The 21,726-nt window shown below is 32.0% G+C and carries 21 protein-coding genes and 2 tRNA genes; 11 read left to right on the top strand and 12 right to left on the bottom strand.

The window, feature by feature from the left end; genetic code table 11:
- Positions 1-172 precede the first annotated feature (172 nt).
- The 5 genes from N5D46_RS01055 to ccsA all read right to left on the bottom strand — a co-directional run bounded on the left by N5D46_RS01055 (position 173) and on the right by ccsA (position 5,189).
- Positions 173-248: transfer RNA gene (locus tag N5D46_RS01055), tRNA-His, on the bottom strand.
- A 41-nt stretch (positions 249-289) separates the two neighbouring features.
- Positions 290-365, bottom strand: a tRNA-His gene (locus N5D46_RS01050).
- Positions 366-483: 118 nt separating this feature from the next.
- Positions 484-1,185, bottom strand: a complete 702-nt coding sequence (gene bshB1, locus N5D46_RS01045) for a bacillithiol biosynthesis deacetylase BshB1 (RefSeq protein ID WP_114999735.1) — start codon at positions 1,183-1,185, stop codon at positions 484-486.
- A gap of 3 nt (positions 1,186-1,188) precedes the next feature.
- Positions 1,189-1,782, bottom strand: coding sequence for a glutathione peroxidase (locus tag N5D46_RS01040; RefSeq protein WP_181816287.1), 594 nt, complete (start codon positions 1,780-1,782; stop codon positions 1,189-1,191).
- A 116-nt stretch (positions 1,783-1,898) separates the two neighbouring features.
- Positions 1,899-5,189, bottom strand: a complete 3,291-nt coding sequence (gene ccsA / locus N5D46_RS01035; protein WP_125349100.1) for a cytochrome c biogenesis protein CcsA — start codon at positions 5,187-5,189, stop codon at positions 1,899-1,901.
- Positions 5,190-5,460: 271 nt separating this feature from the next.
- On the opposite strand from ccsA, the gene N5D46_RS01030 reads away from it, so the two are divergent.
- From N5D46_RS01030 to N5D46_RS01015, 4 genes are read left to right on the top strand one after another with little or no spacing between them, the layout of a single operon-like run.
- Positions 5,461-5,889: a hypothetical protein gene (locus N5D46_RS01030; RefSeq protein ID WP_280048946.1), complete on the top strand. Its 429-nt coding sequence runs from the start codon at positions 5,461-5,463 to the stop codon at positions 5,887-5,889.
- Between the two features lie 17 nt (positions 5,890-5,906).
- A complete protein-coding gene (locus N5D46_RS01025; RefSeq protein WP_347881014.1) occupies positions 5,907-7,241 on the top strand; it encodes a Y-family DNA polymerase in 1,335 nt (444 codons plus the stop codon).
- Between the two features lie 12 nt (positions 7,242-7,253).
- Entirely contained in the window at positions 7,254-7,712 is a 459-nt protein-coding gene (locus tag N5D46_RS01020) for a S24 family peptidase (protein WP_115001214.1), read from the top strand.
- A 56-nt stretch (positions 7,713-7,768) separates the two neighbouring features.
- Complete coding sequence (locus N5D46_RS01015; RefSeq protein ID WP_147280014.1) at positions 7,769-8,230, top strand: hypothetical protein; 462 nt, start codon at positions 7,769-7,771, stop codon at positions 8,228-8,230.
- 32 nt (positions 8,231-8,262) lie between these two features.
- Here the strand turns inward: N5D46_RS01015 and N5D46_RS01010 are convergent, their stop codons facing one another.
- A complete protein-coding gene (locus N5D46_RS01010; RefSeq protein ID WP_257468169.1) occupies positions 8,263-9,651 on the bottom strand; it encodes a hypothetical protein in 1,389 nt (462 codons plus the stop codon).
- Between the two features lie 294 nt (positions 9,652-9,945).
- Here N5D46_RS01010 and N5D46_RS01005 point away from each other — a divergent pair, with 294 nt between their 5' ends.
- Positions 9,946-10,194 (top strand): type B 50S ribosomal protein L31, encoded by a 249-nt coding sequence (locus tag N5D46_RS01005; protein WP_038335685.1) that lies wholly within the window; start codon positions 9,946-9,948, stop codon positions 10,192-10,194.
- A gap of 133 nt (positions 10,195-10,327) precedes the next feature.
- Positions 10,328-11,500, top strand: a complete 1,173-nt coding sequence (locus N5D46_RS01000; RefSeq protein WP_115001213.1) for a proline dehydrogenase family protein — start codon at positions 10,328-10,330, stop codon at positions 11,498-11,500.
- Positions 11,501-11,550: 50 nt separating this feature from the next.
- Here the strand turns inward: N5D46_RS01000 and N5D46_RS00995 are convergent, their stop codons facing one another.
- Complete coding sequence (locus N5D46_RS00995) at positions 11,551-11,859, bottom strand: hypothetical protein (protein ID WP_038335687.1); 309 nt, start codon at positions 11,857-11,859, stop codon at positions 11,551-11,553.
- A gap of 67 nt (positions 11,860-11,926) precedes the next feature.
- Positions 11,927-12,238, bottom strand: a complete 312-nt coding sequence (locus tag N5D46_RS00990; RefSeq protein ID WP_280048945.1) for a hypothetical protein — start codon at positions 12,236-12,238, stop codon at positions 11,927-11,929.
- 148 nt (positions 12,239-12,386) lie between these two features.
- Between N5D46_RS00990 and priA the strand changes: the two genes are divergently transcribed.
- The gene (gene priA, locus N5D46_RS00985) at positions 12,387-14,846 is read left to right on the top strand and encodes a primosomal protein N' (protein WP_280048944.1); all 2,460 of its coding nucleotides are present in this window, start codon (positions 12,387-12,389) and stop codon (positions 14,844-14,846) included.
- Between the two features lie 42 nt (positions 14,847-14,888).
- Here priA and N5D46_RS00980 read toward each other — a convergent pair whose 3' ends face one another.
- The 3 genes from N5D46_RS00980 to N5D46_RS00970 are packed head-to-tail and all read right to left on the bottom strand — an operon-like array spanning position 14,889 to position 16,176.
- Entirely contained in the window at positions 14,889-15,263 is a 375-nt protein-coding gene (locus N5D46_RS00980; RefSeq protein ID WP_115001205.1) for a hypothetical protein, read from the bottom strand.
- Positions 15,264-15,275: 12 nt separating this feature from the next.
- Positions 15,276-15,623 (bottom strand): hypothetical protein, encoded by a 348-nt coding sequence (locus N5D46_RS00975; protein ID WP_115001203.1) that lies wholly within the window; start codon positions 15,621-15,623, stop codon positions 15,276-15,278.
- Positions 15,624-15,675: 52 nt separating this feature from the next.
- Positions 15,676-16,176 carry a transcriptional regulator gene (locus tag N5D46_RS00970; protein ID WP_125349104.1) on the bottom strand — a complete coding sequence of 167 codons (501 nt, stop codon included), beginning with the start codon at positions 16,174-16,176 and terminating at the stop codon, positions 15,676-15,678.
- Positions 16,177-16,349: 173 nt separating this feature from the next.
- On the opposite strand from N5D46_RS00970, the gene N5D46_RS00965 reads away from it, so the two are divergent.
- Genes N5D46_RS00965 through N5D46_RS00950 form a run of 4 tightly spaced genes read left to right on the top strand, consistent with a single transcriptional unit; the run spans position 16,350 to position 20,740 of the window.
- Entirely contained in the window at positions 16,350-17,039 is a 690-nt protein-coding gene (locus N5D46_RS00965; RefSeq protein WP_038335693.1) for an ABC transporter ATP-binding protein, read from the top strand.
- A gap of 57 nt (positions 17,040-17,096) precedes the next feature.
- Complete coding sequence (locus N5D46_RS00960; protein ID WP_038335694.1) at positions 17,097-18,326, top strand: ABC transporter permease; 1,230 nt, start codon at positions 17,097-17,099, stop codon at positions 18,324-18,326.
- A complete protein-coding gene (locus N5D46_RS00955) occupies positions 18,326-19,582 on the top strand; it encodes an ABC transporter permease (protein ID WP_038335695.1) in 1,257 nt (418 codons plus the stop codon). The genes N5D46_RS00960 and N5D46_RS00955 overlap by 1 nt, the downstream gene beginning before the upstream one ends.
- A gap of 24 nt (positions 19,583-19,606) precedes the next feature.
- Entirely contained in the window at positions 19,607-20,740 is a 1,134-nt protein-coding gene (locus tag N5D46_RS00950; protein ID WP_280048943.1) for an efflux RND transporter periplasmic adaptor subunit, read from the top strand.
- A 428-nt stretch (positions 20,741-21,168) separates the two neighbouring features.
- Here the strand turns inward: N5D46_RS00950 and N5D46_RS00945 are convergent, their stop codons facing one another.
- Positions 21,169-21,348, bottom strand: coding sequence for a hypothetical protein (locus N5D46_RS00945; RefSeq protein ID WP_280048942.1), 180 nt, complete (start codon positions 21,346-21,348; stop codon positions 21,169-21,171).
- Positions 21,349-21,726 lie beyond the last annotated feature (378 nt).

The following is a 21,726-nucleotide window of genomic DNA, read 5'->3' as shown; positions in this document are numbered from 1 at the left end:
AAGAATCCTGACTCCTAATCCAAAAATTAAAAAGCTTTAGAATGCAATTGTAAGAAGTTAGAGATAGAGCTTTTTTCTTATTCAGATTATCACAAATTTTTGCATTGCTCCCAAGTTTTGATATTAATTCAATAAAAAAATCTCAACTTCTATTGAAATTGAGATTTAATGTGGGTGAATGATGGGTCTCGAACCCACGACCTCCGGAACCACAATCCGGCGCTCTAACCAACTGAGCTACAATCACCATTTGGTTTGAATTTCTTTTGAAACTAATTCTAAAGTTTTAGGGTGAATGATGGGTCTCGAACCCACGACCTCCGGAACCACAATCCGGCGCTCTAACCAACTGAGCTACAATCACCATTTTTATTGCGAAATTAACTTTTATTTAATCTCTCAATTGGACTGCAAATATAGCCTATTAATCGGTACTTGCAAATAATTTTGACAAAAAAATAAAGGTTTTTTACACCTTTATTTCTAAATTAAAGAATCTAAATTATTTACGCCAATATAACTTCGCGAAATAAATCCTTCTCCACCTTCAGTTCCGATTAATCTTCCTAAATCATATGCACGATATCGGATAGAATCAGTAAAGTTTTTCGATGAAATTGGCGTTTGAGGTTCGCTCGAATTTGGATCAAAAAATTGCGTTTTATAAGCCATGCAAGCTTCTACTTTTGTATCAACAAAACCAGAAATATCAACCACAAAATGAGGTTCTAAAGGTAACCATTGAATGTAGTGGAAGTGTTTTTTGGGACGCCAAGCTGGTAATCCATTTTCAATTTTTGGTAAACCTGATAAGAAAATAGCAGTATTCACTAAATCCGAACCTTTTCCATGATCTGGATGGCGATCGTGAGGTGCATTACTCAAAATAATATCAGGTTGATATTTGCGAATAATTTCGACAATTTTCAATTGATTTTCTTTATCATTCAAGAAAAAACCATCAGGAATTCCAAGATTTTCTCTTACAGCAACGCCCAAAATATTTTTGGCATCATTTGCTTCTACACGGCGCGTTTCATCGGTACCACGAGTTCCCAATTCTCCCTTTGTTAAATCGAGAATACCAACCGTTTTACCGTTTTTAATTTCTTTTGCAAGTGTTCCTCCACATCCCAATTCTACGTCATCAGGATGCGCTCCAATTGCAAGAATATCTAACTTCATTTACTATTTATTTAACCAATCTATTATTTCTTTTGAATCTGGAGTTACTTTTGATGGATATGAAGCCTCTAAAGTTCCGTCTTCGTTAATCAAAAATTTTGTAAAATTCCATTTTACATCATTGTCAGATTTTCCGTTCAATGATTTTTTTGTTAAGAATTTGAAAATTTCATTTTGATTTTTTCCGATTACATCACTTTTTGACATCAAAGGAAAAGTTACGCCATAATTTAATTTACAAAAACTTGCAATTTCTTCGTTGTTGTCAAATTCTTGACCTCCAAAATTGTCTGAAGGAAATCCAACAATTACTAATCCTTGATCTTTATATTCTTGATACAATTTTTCTAAAGCATCATATTGAGGTGTGTAACCACATTTTGAAGCTGTGTTAAGGATTAAGATTTTCTTTCCTTTCAAATCAGCGAAATTAAAATCGTCATCATTGATATCCTTGAATGTATAATCGTAAATTTTGTTCACTTTTTGAGGTGTTTTTGTTGTTTGATGAATGGTTTGCTTTTTAGAAACTTTCTTAGTTTCTTGCGCATTACAAGCTATAAATAGCCCTAAAAATCCGATGAATAAATATTTCATTGCGTACTATTTTAAACAAATTTAAAAAAAAATGTTACGATTTGTAAGTTAAAGTAGGTTAAAATAAAAAAGCTCATCTTTGGATGAGCTTTTTTATTTTATAATATTTAAAGAAATTAATTTTTTGATTTTACGTGGTAAACTTTGTTTTGGAAATACCAAGCTGCAATAGATAAAACTAACATTGCGACTGCTGTTGCAGGAACCCAGAATGGAATTGGAATTGGATCTCCGGCTGCGTATGAGTGTAATCCAGATAAGTAATAGTTAACGCCAAAATACGTCATAATTACTGTCCAAACAGCCCACATTGCTGCAACATTGAAGGCAAATTTCCCTCTCAATCCTGGAACTAAACGCATATGTAAAACAACTGCATAAACAATTACAGAAACGAAAGCCCAAGTTTCTTTTGGATCCCAAGACCAGTAACGTCCCCAAGATTCGTTTGCCCACATACCTCCTAAGAATGTACCAACGGTAAGTAAGAAAATACCAATTGTTAATGACATTTCAGAAACGTAAGTCATTTCTTTTAGCGAAATTTCAATCTTTTTATTTGGTTTAATCATCATGATAATTAATGAGAAAACTCCTAAAATAGCACTTAATCCAAAGAAACCATAAGATGAAACGATAATCGCAACGTGTACAATTAACCAATATGATTTTAGTACAGGAACAAGTGGTGTAATTTGTGGATCTAACATAGAACCTCCGTGTGCAAATCCCATCATAATTACAGCAACCATAGCTCCTGTTGTTGGAATAAATGCGTTTCGGTTTTTGTATAATAACAATCCAGCTAAAACACTAATCCATGAAATAAATACAATGGCTTCGTAACCATTAGACCAAGGTGCGTGTCCAGTTAAATACCAACGAACACCAAGTCCTGCGGCTTGTACGATAAAGACAATAAATATTAATCCCAAACAAACATTGATAATTCGATGAAGCGCTTTGCTTTCTGAAAATAACTGAATGAAGGATAAAATCATTAAAACTCCACCAACCATACAATAAGCAATCATCACCCAAAAGAAAACGTTGTATTTGTTGTATAACACTTCTATCTCAACTTTTGTTGGAGAAGGCACAACATTTTTACCCCATTTTTGTTGGTATTTATCGATATAATCTACCGCATTATCTGCAGGCGTCCAATTACCATTTTCTAATCCTTTCGAAACCATGTTAAAATAAACACTAATCATTCCAAGTGCCATTGTATCGATTTCTACAGGATTTTCTTGTGTTTGATAAATCCAAGAAGTCCAACGCTCTGAAGGATCATTCTGAACTGGAATTATTTTTAATTGATATCCTTTTGCAGTTTGATCTAAAATATTGAAACGCTCTGTAACCTTAATTACTTCCTCATCAAATTTAGAACGCTCTGAAGGTTTTCTTGAGAATGCCTCGTTATAGGCTTTATCTAATTTAAAACGAGTCGTTTTTGGATCGATCAAATTCATTAAAGATGTGTAACCATCTTCGTTTGCGCTTGTAATTTTCTTTAAACGATCTCCTCCTTTATCTCCAACTTCAATCATCGGAGCATTTACCCAATAAGCAGGGTCTAATTGCAAAGAAATAAACCATTTATTGGCAGATAATCCGTGGAATTTATCTTTTTTATAAACTTTTCTAAGGATTTCTAAAGCTTGTGTATTAAGAGGTTTTATACGTCCTTCGATATCTTGTGTAAGTAAATGACCAAATTTATCAGCGTGTTCGTCAGGAATTTTTACATTCTTCGCTAATTCATCTCCATCAGCCATTTTTGTAGAAAAACTACCAATGTGCTCTGATGAATGAACGTTCCCTTTTTCCGAATCAGTCTGAATTTTTTGATGTCCATTTTTTCCTCCATCAGTAGTACTTGGATTTTGAGCAAATGCTAATCCAGAAAGTAAAAATAATGGAAGTAAAATATTTACTTTTTTGGTATGTAAACTTTTTAATAGAGAGTTTAATTGCGTAAAACGAGTTCCTTTCCAGAATAATGAAACAAACATTCCTCCAAATAATAAGAAGTATCCTAAATAGGTAATGTTAGTCCCCCACCAGTCTTGGTTAACTTGTAAAATAGTTCCGTCTTCCGTTGGAAAATAACTCGATTGGAAGAAACGGTAACCTTTATAATCCATTACATTGTTCATATAAATGTGATGTTTTGTTTCTTTTCCCTCGTCGATAACTGTAATGTTAGATTCGAAAGAAGAAGGATTTGTAGAACCAGGATAACGATCTAAAATAAAGTCATCTAAACGAATGCTAAATGGAACTTTTACTAATTTAGAACCGTAACCTAACGAAATATTCATTCCGTCAATTTGTACATCAGCAGAATAATTTGTGACACCCTTTCCACCAACAATTGTCACTGTATCGCGTTTATCACCAACAATAACTTCGGCTCTAATTGCACCAGGTAGATTCTTTTCTTCTGCTTTAAATTTAGAACCTTGTCTATATAAAACTTCACCTTTGAAAGCCGGATTTGGAACTACAAATTGCGCTCCGTTGATTGTATATAACGAACGTAGTTTTAATGGAGCAGGAACATTAAATTCAACTTTTCCAGCACCTTCTTGCAATTTTTGCATGTCTGTAATTTGTCCAACTTGTTGTCCAGCCATTTGTACATATTCTCCTTCGAAAGGCGATTTGATAACCAAATTTTCTCCTTCTCCAGTAATTTGTACCGCACCATCTTGCGGTCTATTGTACGAAACTAAAGTTCCATTAACACTTTTTATTTCACCATTTCTGATGAAAACAGAATTACGTCCAGCTTGTCCAACTGTCACGATTTCTAAAACATTAATTCCTTCTTTTTTTCTTACAACTGTATCTAAAGCGTGAGGTACGTAATCAAAAGTTTTTAATTTAATGACTTTATCTTTGAACTGATATTCACCTTCAAAGTGTCTACGGAACAGAGAACTTGTACTATCTTTTCTGTCAAAATACGTCATGTTGTATTGATGATTGTCGTACGCTAAACGTTGTGTACCATCATCAACCATCATTTTGAAATAAGATTTGTACGATGTAATTTCGTTACTTGTTCCTCCTTCTGGAATAGGCATTTCACCCTCGAAACTGATGTAACGAGTAATTCCTCCTCCAATAAAAATAAACAAAAATGCTAAGTGGAAAACCAATAAAGGCAATTTTTCCTTTGACCATAATCTGTATCGTTTGATATTCATTAAGAACAAAACGATCAACCAAATCATTAATACCTCAAACCACTTTGCCTCGTAAATAACAGCTTTTGCAGTAGCCGTATCGTAGTCATTTTCAATGAAAGTGGCATAACCCATGGCGATTGCGTAGATGAATAGCAAGACCGTCATGGTTCTGGTAGAAAATAGATATTTTTCTAATTTACTCATTACTTATAATTGATTTACAAAAATAGGTGAGTTTATCAGATAAAGCATTAAAACTTAAATGATTTTTATTAGAATCAATGAGTTAATAGAATGTTAAATATGTTGTGCCAAAATTGATTTTAAATGTTTAAAAAACACACTGTTAATCAGAAATGTTTATAACAAAGTATTTTATTCAAAAATAATTTGTTAAGAAAATATTTAGAAATATCAAAAACATATCTTAAAAGGAACAACTTTTGTTAAAGAACAATAACTAAATTATAATGATATGAAAAAATTAACTCAAATTTTATGTGCTACAGCATTTATTTTTGCTTTAGCAAGTTGTCATAACAGCAAGGCTGTTGCATACCAAAAAGATAATGGTACAGGTGGGTATACCGAAGAAAAGGTGAACAATAATACGTATATTGTTAGTTTTGATGGAAACGAATACAATAAAAAAGACAAAACGTTTGATTATGCTTTGTTGAGAGCAGCAGAAATTGGTCAACGTAATAACTTCGATTATTTTGCAATTTTAAGTACGGTGAACGATAAAATTTTGGAAAAAAGTAACAGCTATACAAAGTTAGATAATAATGATACGTGGCTGAAAGTACAATATTTCAAAAACAGTAAACCAATAAAATTTCAAACGGTTTATGAACCAGCTGTTGTAATAAAAGATTTGCATAAAAAATATAAAATTAAATAAGGATACAAACCACTCATTTGAGTGGTTTTTTGTTTTGGAATAAATTAACATTTTCGATGACACAATGTGGCGTTTTAACTTCTCAACTTTGTACTATGTTCGCATTGATAGATTGTAATAATTTTTACGCCAGTTGCCATCGTGTTTTTCAACCGAAGCTTCTTCATCAGCCAATTGTAGTATTGTCTAATAATGATGGTTGTGTAATTTCGCGTTCTGCTGAAGCGAAGTTAGCTGGAATTCCAATGGGTGCGCCTGCGCATCAATTTCAACGTGTTTTTGAACAGAAAAAAATCAAAGTTTTTTCGTCAAATTATCAATTATATGCGGATATGAGCAATCGTGTAATGTCGATTTTATCGTTGTATTCGCCTGATCAGGAAATTTATTCGATAGACGAATGTTTCTTAAAATTGAATGGATTTGATCGTTTTGATTTGAAAAATTACGGATTAGAAATCAAATCTAAAATATATCAATTTACAAAATTGCCAGTTTGTGTAGGAATTGCTCCAACAAAATCCTTGGCGAAATTAGCGAATCATATTGCGAAAAAATTTCCAGAAGTTCATCAAGGGGTTTATATTATTCAGACTCAAGAACAAATCCATAAAGCGTTAAAATGGTTAAATATTGAAGATGTTTGGGGAATTGGTCGACGAATGTCGCGACGTTTGAGAATGATCGGTGTCAATAAAGCGTTGGATTTTGTACAATTAAAAGATGATTTTCTTCGGAAAGAATTTTCGATAGTAGGTTTGCGTTTGAAAAAAGATTTGTTAGGTGAAGCGGTGTTAGATTTAGAAGCGATTTCGGCAAAGAAAAGTATTGCAACGACGCGTAGTTTTGAAGAATATACCAACGATTTTGAATATGTAAAAGAGCGTGTTGCTACTTTTGCGGTTTCGTGTGCAGAGAAACTTCGGAAACAGAATTCTTCTTGCAATTTGGTTACAGTTTTTATTCAGACCAATAATTTTGATAGAAATAAACCACAATATTACCGTACAATTTCGGTCCATTTACCTTACGAATCGAATTCAAGTATAACGTTGTCCAAATTTGCAATTAAAGCGTTTGAGCAAATTTATAAAGATGGTTATGAGTACAAAAAGGCTGGAGTAGTGGTGTCTGGAATTGTTTCGTCAGATCAAAAACAATTATCGCTTTTTGAAGAAGAAAATCCAAATCACCCAGATTTGATGAAAGTCATCGATTTGTTGAACAAAAAATTTGGTGCGGCAAAAATAAAATTAGCTTCGCAAGATTTGAATAAAACGTGGAAAATGCGTCAAAATAATTTATCACCTTGTTATACAACCAAGTGGAAAGATTTGTTGGTGGTGTATTAAACGATAGAAAAAATGAATGGAGAGATAAAAATGTTAGACAAAGAACTCAACCTTTTTGTTATAAATACAGATGGTGAGAAAAAATATATTCCGAATTTTGGTCATGTAAATGCTGGATTTCCTTCACCTGCAGAAGATTTTGTGGACGATAGAATAAGTTTGGACGAACGTTATTTAACGCATCCCGAATCTACTTTTTTGATTGTCGTTGGTGGAGATTCGATGTATCCTGTTTATCAAAAAAATGATATTTTGGTGATTCGGACAGATCTTATTCCGTTGCATCACGATGATATTATTGTTTCTGTTAATAATGAAGATTATACGTTGAAACGCTTTGATAAAATAAACAATAAACTGATTGCGATAAATCTAAATTACAAAGATTGTGTTCAAATACACGAAAATGATGAGGTGGTTATTTTAGGAGTTGTTGGTGTTTTGGTACGAGAAATAACGAATAGAATTTAAATCTTTGTTGTAACTTTTTTATAAAACATGCATCTTAATAGTAAAGATATGATGTTATGAGAAAATTTATTTTATTGTGTTTTGCAGTGATGTTGGTGCAATCTTGCGTGACAATTTCAACTGTTTCGAATGTGTCAACGAATGCGTCAAGATATTTGAGTATTGATGGAATTTATAAAACAGAAGGAACAACATATTCAGCAACAAAAGTGATTAGACGAAATAATAATCAAATCGTTTTGGACTTTACACAAATGCAAGGAGAAGTTTATTATTTCTTGAAAACAAATCAAGATATAGAACTTGAATTAGATTATGAAGTGAAACAAAAAAATGGTTTAATGGATTTTTCGATTGTAGATTATACAGGAAAAGAATTAACTCAAATAGGTAGTGCTTCGAAAGGAAAAATGAATAAAAAAGAATCTATTCATTTAGAATCTTATAAAAGTTATAGAATCAATTTTAAAGGAGATGATTTTAAAGGAAAAGTATCTGTTCAGTTAAATAATAAATAAATAAGGTCGAGTTTTACTCGACCTTATTTATTTTATTGAAATGCTCCAATTGTAGGAGTTGTTCCTCGAGGTTGTCCGTTATAATCTAACGGATATTGTTGCGCAAAAGATATTTTTCCTTTCCCTTTAGCAGGTGATTCATTTTTCACAGCTAATTTATTTGCGAAATAATTTGTATTCTCAAACATCGGATCTAACGTAATACTTGCCAAGAAATTTGGCGCAGTTGTCACATTTAATACTGAAGTATCCGCATTGTGAATAACATTGGTGTCAAATAAATAATTGAAAGCCGCACCATCTTTTTTATCCAATAAAATAGCATTTGGCGTGCGTTCATTATATATAATACAATTTCCGAACGTTGCTTTTGTCAAAGCCGAAACATTTTTATCATTGTTTTCGTTACTCAAGAAAAGCGAATAAGCTGGACCAGCACTTGTCGCAAAATTGTAATAATTGGCAAAAGTAGAATGATAAAATTCGTACGAACCACCATATTCTATTGCTAAAGTTGCCAAATTACTATTATTCATCACCAAGTTGTAACCTGTAATTGTAGCGTTTGTTGCTAAAATTCCATACGATTGATTATTAACAATTTTAGCATTACTAATATCTAATTTCGAATTATTTACGTGTAAACCAGTATCTGCACCAATAATTTTTGCATAATTGATTTTTGATGTACTATTTGGAGCTAGTTCGATTTTGTTCCATTGATCAGGAATCGAATCGTATTTATTATCATGACGAGCTGAACGAAATTTCACTTCTTCATTCAAAGCTCCATTTACAGTAAGTTTTGCATTGTTTCCAACTGTTAAACTTGCTCCTTTTTTGAAATAAACTTTTGCACCTTTATCAATTGTTAAATCACTTGTAATAGTTAAATTTCCGTCAATTACTTGGGCTTCGTCCATATTCCAATTTGCAGAAGAAATTGTAGCATCTTTTGTATGAATTTTAGCTTTTTCTATCCAAGAAAGTAACTTGATTTTTTTAGAAGAATTGGTTGTTTTAAAGTTAATTTCGTCATCGTAAAGTGGATTAAGAGGCGCTTCTTGTGCATTTACTTCAACAAAAATAAATAAACTATCTTTTTTGCGAATCGGCACATTTTCGAAACTTGTTCCTGCTTTTCCGTCTACATTTATATTGAAAAATGAATTATTTCCACGTGTCAAATATATTTTTGGAATTACGCGATCATCATTCTCAGGATTATAAATTTTAAGAAGATAAGTTTCAGATTTAGAAAAATTATATACGGTATCTACGGAAACGGTATCTTTGCTAAAACGCAATTCAGAACTAATTGGATCATAGTCAAAATCATCGCGACAAGATTGAAAACCAATCAAAGAAGCAATACCAAGTCCGGCGATTAATGTTTTTACGTTCATAAAATTATGATTCATTATATAAGTTTAAACAGCAAATAATAGGTTTTATTGTAGATGGACAAAGATAAAAAATAGATTTTTATGAATAGATTCACCAAAAATATTTGTACGAATTACTAAAATGTTTATATTTGCACCACGAAAAATGTGTACAAGAAGTGCAGGTTTAATTTTAAGAAGCCCATTACACTCGAAATTAAATTTGCTTAATGTATTGTTTTAAATGTTTTTTCAATAAAATTGATTGTAACATTCTGTAAATAATATTATCTTTGCACTCCAATAAAGTTAACAAAGAAGATTAAAAAAATGAAAAAAGATATCCACCCAACAAATTACCGTTTGGTAGCATTCAAAGATATGTCTAACGAAGATGTGTTCATCACAAAATCTTGTGCTGATACTAAAGATACATTAGTTGTTGACGGAGTAGAGTACCCATTAATCAAAATGGAGATTTCTTCTACATCTCACCCATTTTACACAGGTAAAACTAAATTGGTTGATACTGCAGGACGTATCGACAAATTCAGAAGCAAATACGCTAAAAAAGGATAAGAATAGGCAACTATTTGCAATCTTTAAAATATATCAAAAACCTACAAGAATTTCTTGTAGGTTTTTTTTAGTTTAATCAGGTTTTAATTATAAATTTGTAACGTTATATTAACACAAAAAATAGTTAACTCACATGTCTTTATTCGACAATACACAGTTTGCTTTCGAATCGAAATCAGATAAAGATTTAAAGAAAGCGTATTACTTATACAAGTTAATCGGAAGCCCCGCATTGACAAGTTTTGGAACTAAGTTTTTTAATTTACCATTTGCGGTAGATATCCCATTCGTAAAACCTGTAATTCGTGAAACAATCTACAAACAATTTGTAGGAGGAGAAACGGCAGAACAAGGTGTGGTTGTCGCAAATGAATTATTTAAATATCACGTAAGTTCTATTTTAGATTATTCTATCGAAGGATTAACAGAAGAAAAACAATTTGACGAAGTTCGTGACGTTATGTTACACTTGGTTGATTTAGCAAAATCTAATCAATCAATTCCATTTGTAGTATTTAAACCAACTGCATTTGGTCGAATCGAATTATTTGAAAAAGTAGGGAAGAAACAAACGTTAACTGCAGAAGAAGAAAAATCTTGGGCTAATATTCGTCAACGTTTCGAGGCAGTATGTCAAAAAGGATATGATTTGGATGTTAATATCATGGTAGATGCAGAAGAAACTTGGATGCAAGGTTCTGCAGATGATTTGACTGACGAAATGATGGTGAAATATAACACAAAACGTGCATTAGTTTGGAATACGTTGCAAATGTATCGTCATGATCGTTTGGCTTATTTGAAAGAAATGCATGCAAAAGCAGAGCGCGAAGGATATTTCTTAGGATTCAAAATTGTGCGTGGAGCATATATGGAGAAAGAGCGTGCACGTGCGCAAGCCGAAGGTTATCCATCTCCAATTCAACCAAACAAAGAAGCTTCGGATAGAGATTATAATCTAGCGTTAGAATTTATTGCTTCTCATCACGAGCGTTTTGGTTTATTCGCAGGTTCGCACAACGAAGAAAGTTGCGAATTGTTAATCAAATTGATGAACGAAAACGGAATTGAGAAAAATAATCCAAATTTCTGGTTTGGACAATTATTTGGAATGAGTGATAATATTTCATTCAACTTGGCGCATTTAGGATACAATATTGCAAAATATTTACCTTACGGGCCAATCAAAGAAGTAATGCCTTACTTGGTTCGTCGAGCACAAGAAAACACTTCTGTTGCAGGACAAACAGGACGCGAATTGATGCTGATTGAAAAAGAATTAGAGCGTCGTAAAAAATCGAAATAATCGTATTTTATATAAAGCAAAAATCCACTCAATTTGAGTGGATTTTTTGATTAATTATTATTTTTCTTGATTTTAATCTTGCCTTTATGTTCGTGATACATCATACAAGTTGCTTTATTTTCTAACTCTTTGCATGTTTTTTCGAAATCATAAATAACACTTACTGTTTCACCTTCTTTTTTGTCCGAAAGCATTTCATTATTACAAACCAAATAATCCTCTTTATCATCAACACGAATGTAAGTTCCTGTACAATCTCTCACAATTGTTCCTGTAAATAATCGATCGTGTTTGATATTTGTACTACAAGAAGATAGGGCTAAGGTAAAGAGAGTAGTTAATGTGAAAAGTAGTTTCATATTTTAATAAATTAATAATCATAAATATAAAGTTTTTTATAGAGTAAATAAACAGAGCTTAACTATTTTAAAAACTTTTTTCATTAAAATTTAGAATAACCAACATCATCGAATCTTGTAAAGAAGTCACTTGATGAATAACTTTTGGAGGAAGAATATATTCGTCAAATTCTTTTAGATTGACAATCTCAATTTTCGAGTCAATTTCTATTTCACCTTTCAACATCAAAATTTTTGCATTTACAGGTAATTGATGATCGATTAATTTCAAACTTTTTTTTAGTCCAAAAGCAACAACACGCGTATCATCATTTCTGAAAATGATTTTTATAATTGGTTTTTCCGATTCCGAAATCTGATCTAAAATGGCATGTAACATAATGATAGTTTTTGAATTCTCTTAAAATTAGTATTAATTCTTCAAACTATCTGAAAATGAAATATTAATAATTTGTGAAATTTTAAGCAATTGTAATCTTCATTCTTAACACAAAAAAATGTTTAACTTGCGTTTTTAATCATATAAAATGACAACGAATTATTTTGCCGAAATTATTTTACCACTTTCATTAAATGGAACATTTACATACCATCTTTCTGAAATTGATTTACAGCAAATTAAAGTTGGTCAGCGTGTTTCCGTGCCTTTCGGAACGCAAAAATTATATACAGGAATTGTACATTCTATTCATCAAAATGCGCCAGAATTATACAAAACAAAGGCGATTCATGCTTTTTTGGATGATGAACCTTTGGTGACGCAAACGCAAATTAATTTTTGGGAATGGATGGCGAATTATTATATGTGTTCACTGGGCGATGTTTTTCGAAATGCTTTTCCTTCTGCATTAAAATTAGAATCTCAAACTTTTGTTCGATTAATTAATCCAAATTATGAAACAATTGAAGAGCTAAATGATTATGAATTCTTAGTTTTTGAAGCGTTGAAATTGCGTGAAATCATTTCAGTTGAAGAAGCAGCTTTAATTGTAGACGAGAAATCAGCAATTCCAACACTTAAATTATTAATTGATAAAGGAATTATTCGGTTAGATGAAAAACTGAACGAAAAATATACGCCAAAAATTGATAATTATGTCCGATTACATCCAGATTTAAAAGGAAATGAAACTGCCTTTATCGAGATTTTAAATCAATTAAATAAAGCACCAAAACAGCGCGAAACCTTGTTGCAATTGATTACGTTAGAAACGCAATCACAAGAAAAACCGCTAAAAGTTGCAGATTTTATAAAACAAGGTGCGACAAATGCTGTACTTAAATCTTTAGCAGAAAAAGGAGCAGTTGAAATTTATCAACATCAAACTTCTCGTGTAGATGAAGATGAGAAAGAAGTTGCTGAAATTGCTGAATTGACCTTGAAACAAACTGAAGCTTTGAATCTAATTAAAGAAGATTTTAAAGATAAATCGACTGTTTTGTTACATGGCGTAACGTCAAGCGGAAAGACAGAAATTTATCTAAAATTGATGGAGCAAGTAATTGCGAAAGGAAATAAAGTGTTGTACTTATTACCAGAAATTTCTGTGACAACGCAAATTGTTCATCGAATCAAAAAACATTTTGGAGAAAGAGTAGGAGTTTATCATTCGAAATTCAATCAAAATGAACGTGTAGAATTGTGGCAGAAAACCTTGAATGGCGATTTTGATATTATCATTGGTCCACGAACAGCGTTGTATTTGCCTTTTGATAATTTGGGAATGATTATCGTGGATGAAGAGCACGAATCTTCTTATAAACAAATGGATGTAAAACCATTTTTTCATGCGCGCGATATGGCGATGTTGCTTGGAGGAATGATGAATGCGAAGGTTTTGTTAGGTTCAGCGACACCTTCGGCTGAAAGTTATTATAATGCGAAAAATAAAAAATATGGTTATGTCGAATTAACTGAACGTTTTGGGAGTATAAAATTACCCGAAATTAATTTGATTGACCTCAAAAAAGCGCAAAAGGAAAAAGAAATTACAGAAGATATTTCGCATACACTTCGTGATGAAATTTTCAATCAATTGCATCAAAAAAAGCAAGTCATTTTATTTCAGAATCGTCGTGGATATGCGCCAATTATGGAATGTAATACGTGCGGTCATACGCCTGAATGTCCAAATTGCGATGTCAGTTTAACGTATCATAAATTCTCTAATCAACTCAAATGTCATTATTGTGGTTATGCGCAAGCGAAACCTTTGCGTTGTCCAAGTTGTGGTTCGCACGAATTGAATACAAAAGGTTTGGGAACGGAGCAGATAGAACAGCAAGTTCAAACAATTTTTCCTGAAGCAAAAGTTCGAAGAATGGATGTCGATTCGATGCGAGGGAAATTTGCGTACGAAAAATTGATCGAAGATTTTGAGAACAAAGAAATTGATATTTTAATTGGAACGCAAATGATTACAAAAGGTTTTGATTTTGGAAATGTTAATTTTGTTGGTGTTATTCGAGCAGATTCTTTGTTAAATTTTCCTGATTTTAGAGCGCACGAAAAAGCGTTTCAATTGTTAACGCAAGTTTCTGGTCGTGCAGGTCGTCGTCAAGAACAAGGAAAAGTATTGATTCAATCTTTTCAGACAGAACATCAGATTTTGCAAAATGTCACAACCTACAGTTATGCACCAACGATGAAAGATATTTTGTATGAGCGAAAAGAATTCTTGTATCCTCCTTATTCACGGTTAATCAAGTTGCGTTTCAAGCATAAAAATAAAGAGCGTTTGGATAAAACGGCGGCTCAATTAGTCGTTTTGCTTAAACCAAGTTTTGATGCAAAATGTTTACTTGGTCCAGAAACGCCTTCGATTGGAAGAATCAATAATTTGTATATTACAGATGTGATGATTAAAATTAGACCAAATCAATCACCTCAAAAAGTAAAAGATTTAATTCAAGCAAAAATAGATCAATTGCATACAATTGCAGCTTTTCGTTCGGTACGAATTGATGTTGATGTTGATCCAGTTTAAAATAAAAACCTCCCAAAAGTTAACTTTTGGGAGGTTTTCTTGTTAAGATTCTAAACTTCTTAAATATTGTTGTTGTAAAGATCGTCGTCTGCCTTTCATAAATAAGAAAAGGTTTAGCATCAACATTATTCCTAAATAAATGGCGAAACCACCAATTTTTGTACTTAATTTTACAATTAAATCTTCGGTTGTAGCGATAGAAGTCATGTAAACAATTAGCATGGCGAAACCGATATTCAAAAGATAAAAACCAATTTTGAACAATGAATTTGTTGCGCTTGCAATATCTTCTTTTTGATGAAAAATATCGTACATAAATATTTTTCCATTTTTGAATAAAACGTTAGAAACTGCGATTGTCATTAATATTGCCACTGGTAAGTAAACCAAATATGCAATTAGATTGTAATTTGTCATAATTTGCTGTGTTTAAGTGTTTATTTTTTTGCTTTTTCTTGCAATATAAATAATTGATAAATTAATAAAATGTAATATTCCGAGGATTAATAATATAAATCCAATTTTGTAGGACAATGAAGAAAACATGATGGTAATGGAGTCAACTTGTTCCCAGTTTTGTAAACTTATTGCCGAAAAACCTAAATTGACCAAATAGTATCCAATCAATAAAAGATTATTAATCGATTGACAAACAGAATGATTATCGATTAAGTTTGTCAAGTACACAAAACCAATTTTATACACTTTCCAACCAATAAAAATGGTGATGTAGAAAGTAATAATCAGATAAATGATATACGAAATAATATTATACATATTGAATTTTCAATAATTTTTGAAATTTGTGATTCAAAAAAATACGAATTGATTATTTCATCAAATTCGTGATTTTTCCTACCAACCAATGCTCATCAGATTTGATGGCAAGGTCCATTATATTATTGATTTTTGTTGAAACAGAAGATAAATCTTGTAATAATTTAGCAAATTCTTTTGCGTCATCAGATTGATCATCAATATTTTTTAATGTATCTAAAAAATCAATTACTGGCTCTATTTCACGCTTTCTGCGTTCCTTTGTAATTTGTTTGAATAAATACCAAACATCTTTATCGGCAACAAAATATTCTTTACGTTCTCCTTTTATTAGCTCTTTTCGTATAATTCCCCAATCCATCAACGCTCTCAAGTTCATATTTGCATTTCCTCTCGAAATCTGTAATTCTTCCATAATTTGATCAGTTGAAATCGGTTCACTATAAGTTAATAATAATGCATGAACTTGTGCCATAGTACGATTTATTCCCCAGTTAACAGCGAAAGTTCCCCAAGTTTGAACAAATTTTTCTTTTGATTCTTCTAATTTCATTGCAATTATTATTTACACAAATATATATAAATTTCTATACTTTCAAAAATTATTGAAAATTAATTTTGAAAAATATTTTAGCGCTATTTATAAGATAAATCTTAAACTTGCTTGTAACATTTTTCTTATAATTTCGACTTATCTGTTATCTTTATTGAAATTTACAACAATCTATGATATCTATTCGAGATTTAAATAAATCCTACATAATGGGAAAAAACAAACTTCACGTACTCAAAGGAATTAACCTTGAGATTACGGAAGGCGAATTTGTTGCGATTATGGGATCTTCGGGTTCGGGGAAATCAACTTTATTGAATATCATTGGAATGTTGGACGAGCATGATACAGGTATTTATGAATTGGACGGTGTTAGAATTGAGAAGTTAAACGAAACTAAAGCGGCTAATTATCGAAACAAATTTTTAGGATTTATTTTTCAATCTTATAATTTAATTAGTTTCAAAAATGTATTAGAAAATGTAGCGTTACCGTTGTATTATCAAAAAGTAAAACGATCGGATCGAAATAAAATAGCGCTTAGTTATCTGGAAAGAGTGGGGTTGGAGCCTTGGGCTACTCATATGCCAAATGAACTTTCGGGTGGACAAAAACAACGTGTTGCAATTGCGCGTGCATTGGCTGCAAAACCAAAATTGTTATTGGCGGATGAGCCTACAGGAGCGCTGGATACAAAGACTTCGCAAGAAGTAATGCACCTGATTCAAGAAATTAATGACGAAGGTAAAACAATTGTAATGGTGACGCATGAAGATGATATTGCAAATATGTGTAAACGTATTGTTCGTCTTAAAGATGGTGTAATTGTAAGTGACGAAAAAGTAGAACAAGTAAGAGTTTAATGATTTTCGAATCTCAAACTTCGTAAATCATAAATCAAAGAATCTTAAATATAAAATATGTTTGATACAGACCGTTGGAGCGAAATATGGTCGTCCATTGCAAGTAATAAATTGCGTACAGCATTGTCGGGTTTGACAATCGCTTTGGCGCTTTTTGTGTTTATTACATTGTATGGATTGGGAAATGGTTTGCAGAACGGGTTTCAACAAGAATTTTTCAAAGCAAATTCATTAAATATTACCGTTAACGGAGGTACAACAACAGAACCTTACAATGGTTTCAAACAAGGACGTACAATTGAATTGGATGTAAAAGATTTTGATTTTATTAAACATTCTTTTCCAGATGAAATAAAATCGATTGTAAGTACAATTTCGAAAAGTGATACGATTAGAAATGAAGCTAATTCAGGAAGTTATTCAATTACTGGAGTTTATCCAGAATATGAATCAATGATTAATGAAAATGTAACGCTTGGTCGATTTATCAATAAAAAAGATATGGAGAATCAGTCCAAATCAATTGTTATTGGACGATTGGTTGCGCAAGATTTTTTTCCAAATCAGATTGCGATTGGTAAGTATTTGCAATTAGGTTCAAGTATGTATCAAGTGGTTGGTGTTTTCGAAAGTAAAGATGGTGGTGATAATGCCGAGCGTGCTTTGTATGCACCTTTTACAACGTTTAGAACGATTTATGCTACAGATAAAGTATCATCGATTATTGTAACACCAAAAGATGGAATGGCTTTGGCTGACATTTCTAAACTTGCAAATGCAATTGAATATAATATAAAAGGTCGACATAATGTTGCACCTTCTGATTATGGTGGAATTTGGGTGCGAAATGCGGCTGATGCAATGGAAGATACCAATCAATTTTTCTTGATTCTGACAATTATTGTATTTGTAATTGGTGGAGGAAGTTTGATTGCAGGAATCGTAAGTATCGGAAATATTATGGTGTTTAGTGTAAAAGAGCGTACCAAAGAAATTGGTATTCGAAAAGCTTTAGGCGCAACACCAGCCAATGTTTTGGGACTGATTTTACAAGAAGCAATTATGATTACAATTATTTTCGGAGCAATAGGAATTGCTTTAGCGGCACTTGTTGTAGAAAATATTGGAGATAGCTTAGAAGAATATTTTATTTATAATCCAGGTGTAGAAACTAATTCGTTGGTAATGGCTTGTATTATTTTATTTGTTGCAGGAACAGTTTCTGGATTAATTCCAGCTTTGAATGCAGCACGTATTAAACCTATTGATGCTTTAAGAGACGAATAATGAACTTTATAAAATTTGTTTTTGATCCAGATGCTTGGAGCGAAGTCTACGCGGCGATTCGCAAAAATAAATTGCGCACTATTTTAACAATGATTGGTGTTGCATGGGGAATGTTCTTATTTGTATTATTGTTAGGAGTTACACGTGGTTTGCAAAATGGTTTTGACCGTAATTTGGCAAATGCTGCAACCAATTCATTATTTGTTTGGGGAGGAACGACATCGATGCCATATCAAGGATTTCAAAAAGGTCGCACAATTGAATTGAAAATGAGTGATGTTCGTCAAATTCAGGCTCGTTTTCCTCAAATTTCGTTGTTAGCTCCTCGAAACTCGAAACCAAATTCAATATTAACTTACGGAACAAAATATAATTTTTACACGGTTAATGGAGATTACCCAGACCAAAACCGAATGTTTGGGAAAGATATTATTCAAGGTCGTTTTATCAATGAAGATGATATCAAAACTGAATCGAAAGTTTGTGTAATTGGAATTGAAGTTGCCGAACAATTTTTTGGTGATAAACCGAAACCTTTAGGGAAAGAAATCAGAATTAGCGATAGTTATTATACAATTGTCGGCGTTTACGACACACCTTCTTCGCCTGTAGAGAGTAAAGATCAAGTGTTTATTCCGTTTACAACATTTCAAAAAATATACAATCAAGGAGAAACGATTCAATATTTAAGTTTGAGTTTACCTAATAATTATGATATTGTAGCATTCGAAAAAGAATTAAAAACATATCTGAAACAAATTAAAAATATTTCGCCAGATGACGACCAGGGAATTGGTGGTTTTAATTTAGGTGAAATGCTTGGAAAGATTATGAAATTCGTAAAAGGAATGCAGTTCCTAGCGATTGTTGTAGGAGGAATGACATTATTTTCCGGGGTTATTGCGATTGCAAGTATTTTATTGATTACAGTTTCAGAACGAACAAAAGAATTTGGAATTCGAAGAGCATTAGGTGCAATTCCTGCTCAAATTCGAGGACAAATTTTGTTAGAATCAGTAGTTTTAACATTAATTGCAGGTTTAGGCGGAATTATTTTTGCAGCACTTTTACTAATGGTTCTCAACGAAATTATCATTCCATCAAATAAAAACATACCTTTATATAATGCGTCAATCGATTTGTTTACACTTTTTACAGCTTTAGCAGTGATGGTGATTATGGCAACTTTAGCGGGATTGATTCCTGCTCAACGTGCAATTCAAATCAAACCTATTGATGCTTTGAGAGATGAATAACTAAAACTTAACAGATATAGAAGAATGAAAAAATTTCTAAAGATTTTGATGATTGTCGTTTTTATCGGTGCTGTAATCGGTGTGATTGCATATTTCGGTAAAAAGAATAGCCAAGACAATGAAGTTTATGAAACGACAACGCCTTTTATGGGAAATATAGAGGTGAAAGCTGTTGCAACTGGTGAATTAAAACCGTTGGAAACAATTGAAATTAAGCCAAATATTTCGGGTGTTATAAAATCGATTAATGTTGCTGAAGGACAATATGTAGAGCGTGGTCAGTTGATTTGTGAACTGAAAGTTGTTCCAAATGTTCAGTCGTTAAATGCAGCTCGTCAGTCTATTCAAGCGGCTCAAATTACGGTCGATCAAGAACGTCGTAATTTCAATCGAACATCAACTTTATATAATCAAGGTGTTTTGCCTCGTGCAGATTATGACAATGCAAATGCGACATATAAGTCAGCTCAACAACAATTAAAAGCTGCCGAAAACGATTACAAAGTTGCGCAAACAGGTATTGCTCCCGGTTTGGAAGCTTATGCAACAACACGTATTACAGCAACTACTTCGGGAATGATTTTAGATATTCCTGTTGAGGTTGGGAATATGGTGCAAGAGATTAATAATTTCTCTACAGGTACTACTATTGCTACGATGGCTGATGTTAAGAAAATGATTTTCCAAGGAAAAGTTGACGAAGCTGAGGTTGGTAAATTAAAAGAAGGAATGAAAATTAATGTATCGATTGGTGCAATTCCGAACAAAACTTTTACAGCGATTCTTGATTTTATTTCGCCTCAAGGAGTTGCAACGAATGGAGTAGTTCAGTTCGAGATTAAAGCACCAGTTCAATTAGATTCAGATAACTTTATTCGTGCGGGATATTCTGCAAATGCTGAGGTTGTAACGCAGGAAGCAAAAAATGTATTGTTGGTAAAATCAGCGCATGTTCGTTACGACGAAAACCAAAAACCATATGTTGAGATTCTTACTTCTGGTAAAGGACAAGATGCAAAATACGAAAAGAAATACATCACTCTTGGAATTACAGACGGAGTGAATGTTCAAGTAAAATCTGGCTTGAAAAAAACAGATAAAATCAAAATTTGGAATACCGATTTAGAAAAAGACAGAAACGATAACGGTCCACATTAATAAGATAAAAAAGGAGAACTAAATGTTCTCCTTTTGTATTTCTTTTATCTATCATTCGAGCTTCTCTATATTAATTGTAATAAAAACCTATCATTCTGAATGTAGATTCAGCGCAATGAAGAATCTGTATATTACACCATATTATACCCAGTTTATCCTGCTGAACTTGTTTCAGCATCTCATCACGTGAAGAGGTATAAGGATTATAAAGAATAAGCTCACTTTATTAAAGAGTTTTCTATGAAAGCTTAATTATGATGTCATATTAAACTCGTTTCAACATTACATCTATACAATATATTAACTATATTAAATAAATCATTGTCGCTTCGCAACAATTCTCCCTAGTCGATAACTACAAAGTATCCACTGCTGTTTTGCTTAATTTAGCAAACCATCACCTTCTAATCATTTCATTGCTGTAAAAATTATATAATATTTAGTCCTGCTGAACTCGTTTCGGCATCGCATTCTAAATAATGTAAAAGAAAAATTTTATTTATAATCATGATATCTTCCTTAGGTAAATCCAAAATTGTAACTCGTAAACCCTCCTTTTTCTCAATAAAAATGTCAATCAAAACTACAAATCTTCTCCAATTTTTCATTTTTCACTGATTGTTTTTCTCTATTTCGTCTACCGTTTAGCGTAAACCGTCAAACATTTCAAAAAATATTTCCCGTCATACCAATAACTTAAGAACAGAATGTAAAATAAATGTAAATTATGTTTGGAAAAACGAATAATACAGGCGTATATTTGCAACCTCAATACGAAAGACGAGTAGTATTGAAATTGACATAGGTACTTATATAATGATGAAATTTATTTAAAAATAAATTTGCGAGTTTAGAAATAAGTTTTACCTTTGCAAACTGATTCCGAAAGGAGTTTGAAAGTAAAAGTAAAAGTAAATTTGACTTATTAAAATAAAAACTTTAAAAAATTTTGAAATAAAATTTGTTAGTTAAAAAATAAGTATTAC

Source organism: Empedobacter sp. GD03865, from assembly GCF_029840775.1.
Lineage (GTDB): Bacteria > Bacteroidota > Bacteroidia > Flavobacteriales > Weeksellaceae > Empedobacter > Empedobacter falsenii_B.
The sequence above is the reverse complement of the archived record's forward strand: the minus strand, read 5'-3'. Positions and strand labels throughout refer to the sequence as shown.

Bases quoted from the DNA above. Each gene is read 5' to 3' on its own strand.
- bshB1 (WP_114999735.1), bottom strand. From the start codon at position 1,185: ATGAAGTTAGATATTCTTGCAATTGGAGCGCATCCTGATGACGTAGAA.
- N5D46_RS01040 (WP_181816287.1), bottom strand. From the start codon at position 1,782: ATGAAATATTTATTCATCGGATTTTTAGGGCTATTTATAGCTTGTAAT.
- ccsA (WP_125349100.1), bottom strand. From the start codon at position 5,189: ATGAGTAAATTAGAAAAATATCTATTTTCTACCAGAACCATGACGGTC.
- N5D46_RS01030 (WP_280048946.1), top strand. From the start codon at position 5,461: ATGAAAAAATTAACTCAAATTTTATGTGCTACAGCATTTATTTTTGCT.
- N5D46_RS01020 (WP_115001214.1), top strand. From the start codon at position 7,254: ATGAATGGAGAGATAAAAATGTTAGACAAAGAACTCAACCTTTTTGTT.
- N5D46_RS01015 (WP_147280014.1), top strand. From the start codon at position 7,769: ATGAGAAAATTTATTTTATTGTGTTTTGCAGTGATGTTGGTGCAATCT.
- N5D46_RS01010 (WP_257468169.1), bottom strand. From the start codon at position 9,651: ATGAATCATAATTTTATGAACGTAAAAACATTAATCGCCGGACTTGGT.
- N5D46_RS01005 (WP_038335685.1), top strand. From the start codon at position 9,946: ATGAAAAAAGATATCCACCCAACAAATTACCGTTTGGTAGCATTCAAA.
- N5D46_RS01000 (WP_115001213.1), top strand. From the start codon at position 10,328: ATGTCTTTATTCGACAATACACAGTTTGCTTTCGAATCGAAATCAGAT.
- N5D46_RS00995 (WP_038335687.1), bottom strand. From the start codon at position 11,859: ATGAAACTACTTTTCACATTAACTACTCTCTTTACCTTAGCCCTATCT.
- N5D46_RS00990 (WP_280048945.1), bottom strand. From the start codon at position 12,238: ATGTTACATGCCATTTTAGATCAGATTTCGGAATCGGAAAAACCAATT.
- priA (WP_280048944.1), top strand. From the start codon at position 12,387: ATGACAACGAATTATTTTGCCGAAATTATTTTACCACTTTCATTAAAT.
- N5D46_RS00980 (WP_115001205.1), bottom strand. From the start codon at position 15,263: ATGACAAATTACAATCTAATTGCATATTTGGTTTACTTACCAGTGGCA.
- N5D46_RS00975 (WP_115001203.1), bottom strand. From the start codon at position 15,623: ATGTATAATATTATTTCGTATATCATTTATCTGATTATTACTTTCTAC.
- N5D46_RS00970 (WP_125349104.1), bottom strand. From the start codon at position 16,176: ATGAAATTAGAAGAATCAAAAGAAAAATTTGTTCAAACTTGGGGAACT.
- N5D46_RS00965 (WP_038335693.1), top strand. From the start codon at position 16,350: ATGATATCTATTCGAGATTTAAATAAATCCTACATAATGGGAAAAAAC.
- N5D46_RS00960 (WP_038335694.1), top strand. From the start codon at position 17,097: ATGTTTGATACAGACCGTTGGAGCGAAATATGGTCGTCCATTGCAAGT.
- N5D46_RS00955 (WP_038335695.1), top strand. From the start codon at position 18,326: ATGAACTTTATAAAATTTGTTTTTGATCCAGATGCTTGGAGCGAAGTC.
- N5D46_RS00950 (WP_280048943.1), top strand. From the start codon at position 19,607: ATGAAAAAATTTCTAAAGATTTTGATGATTGTCGTTTTTATCGGTGCT.
- N5D46_RS00945 (WP_280048942.1), bottom strand. From the start codon at position 21,348: ATGAAAAATTGGAGAAGATTTGTAGTTTTGATTGACATTTTTATTGAG.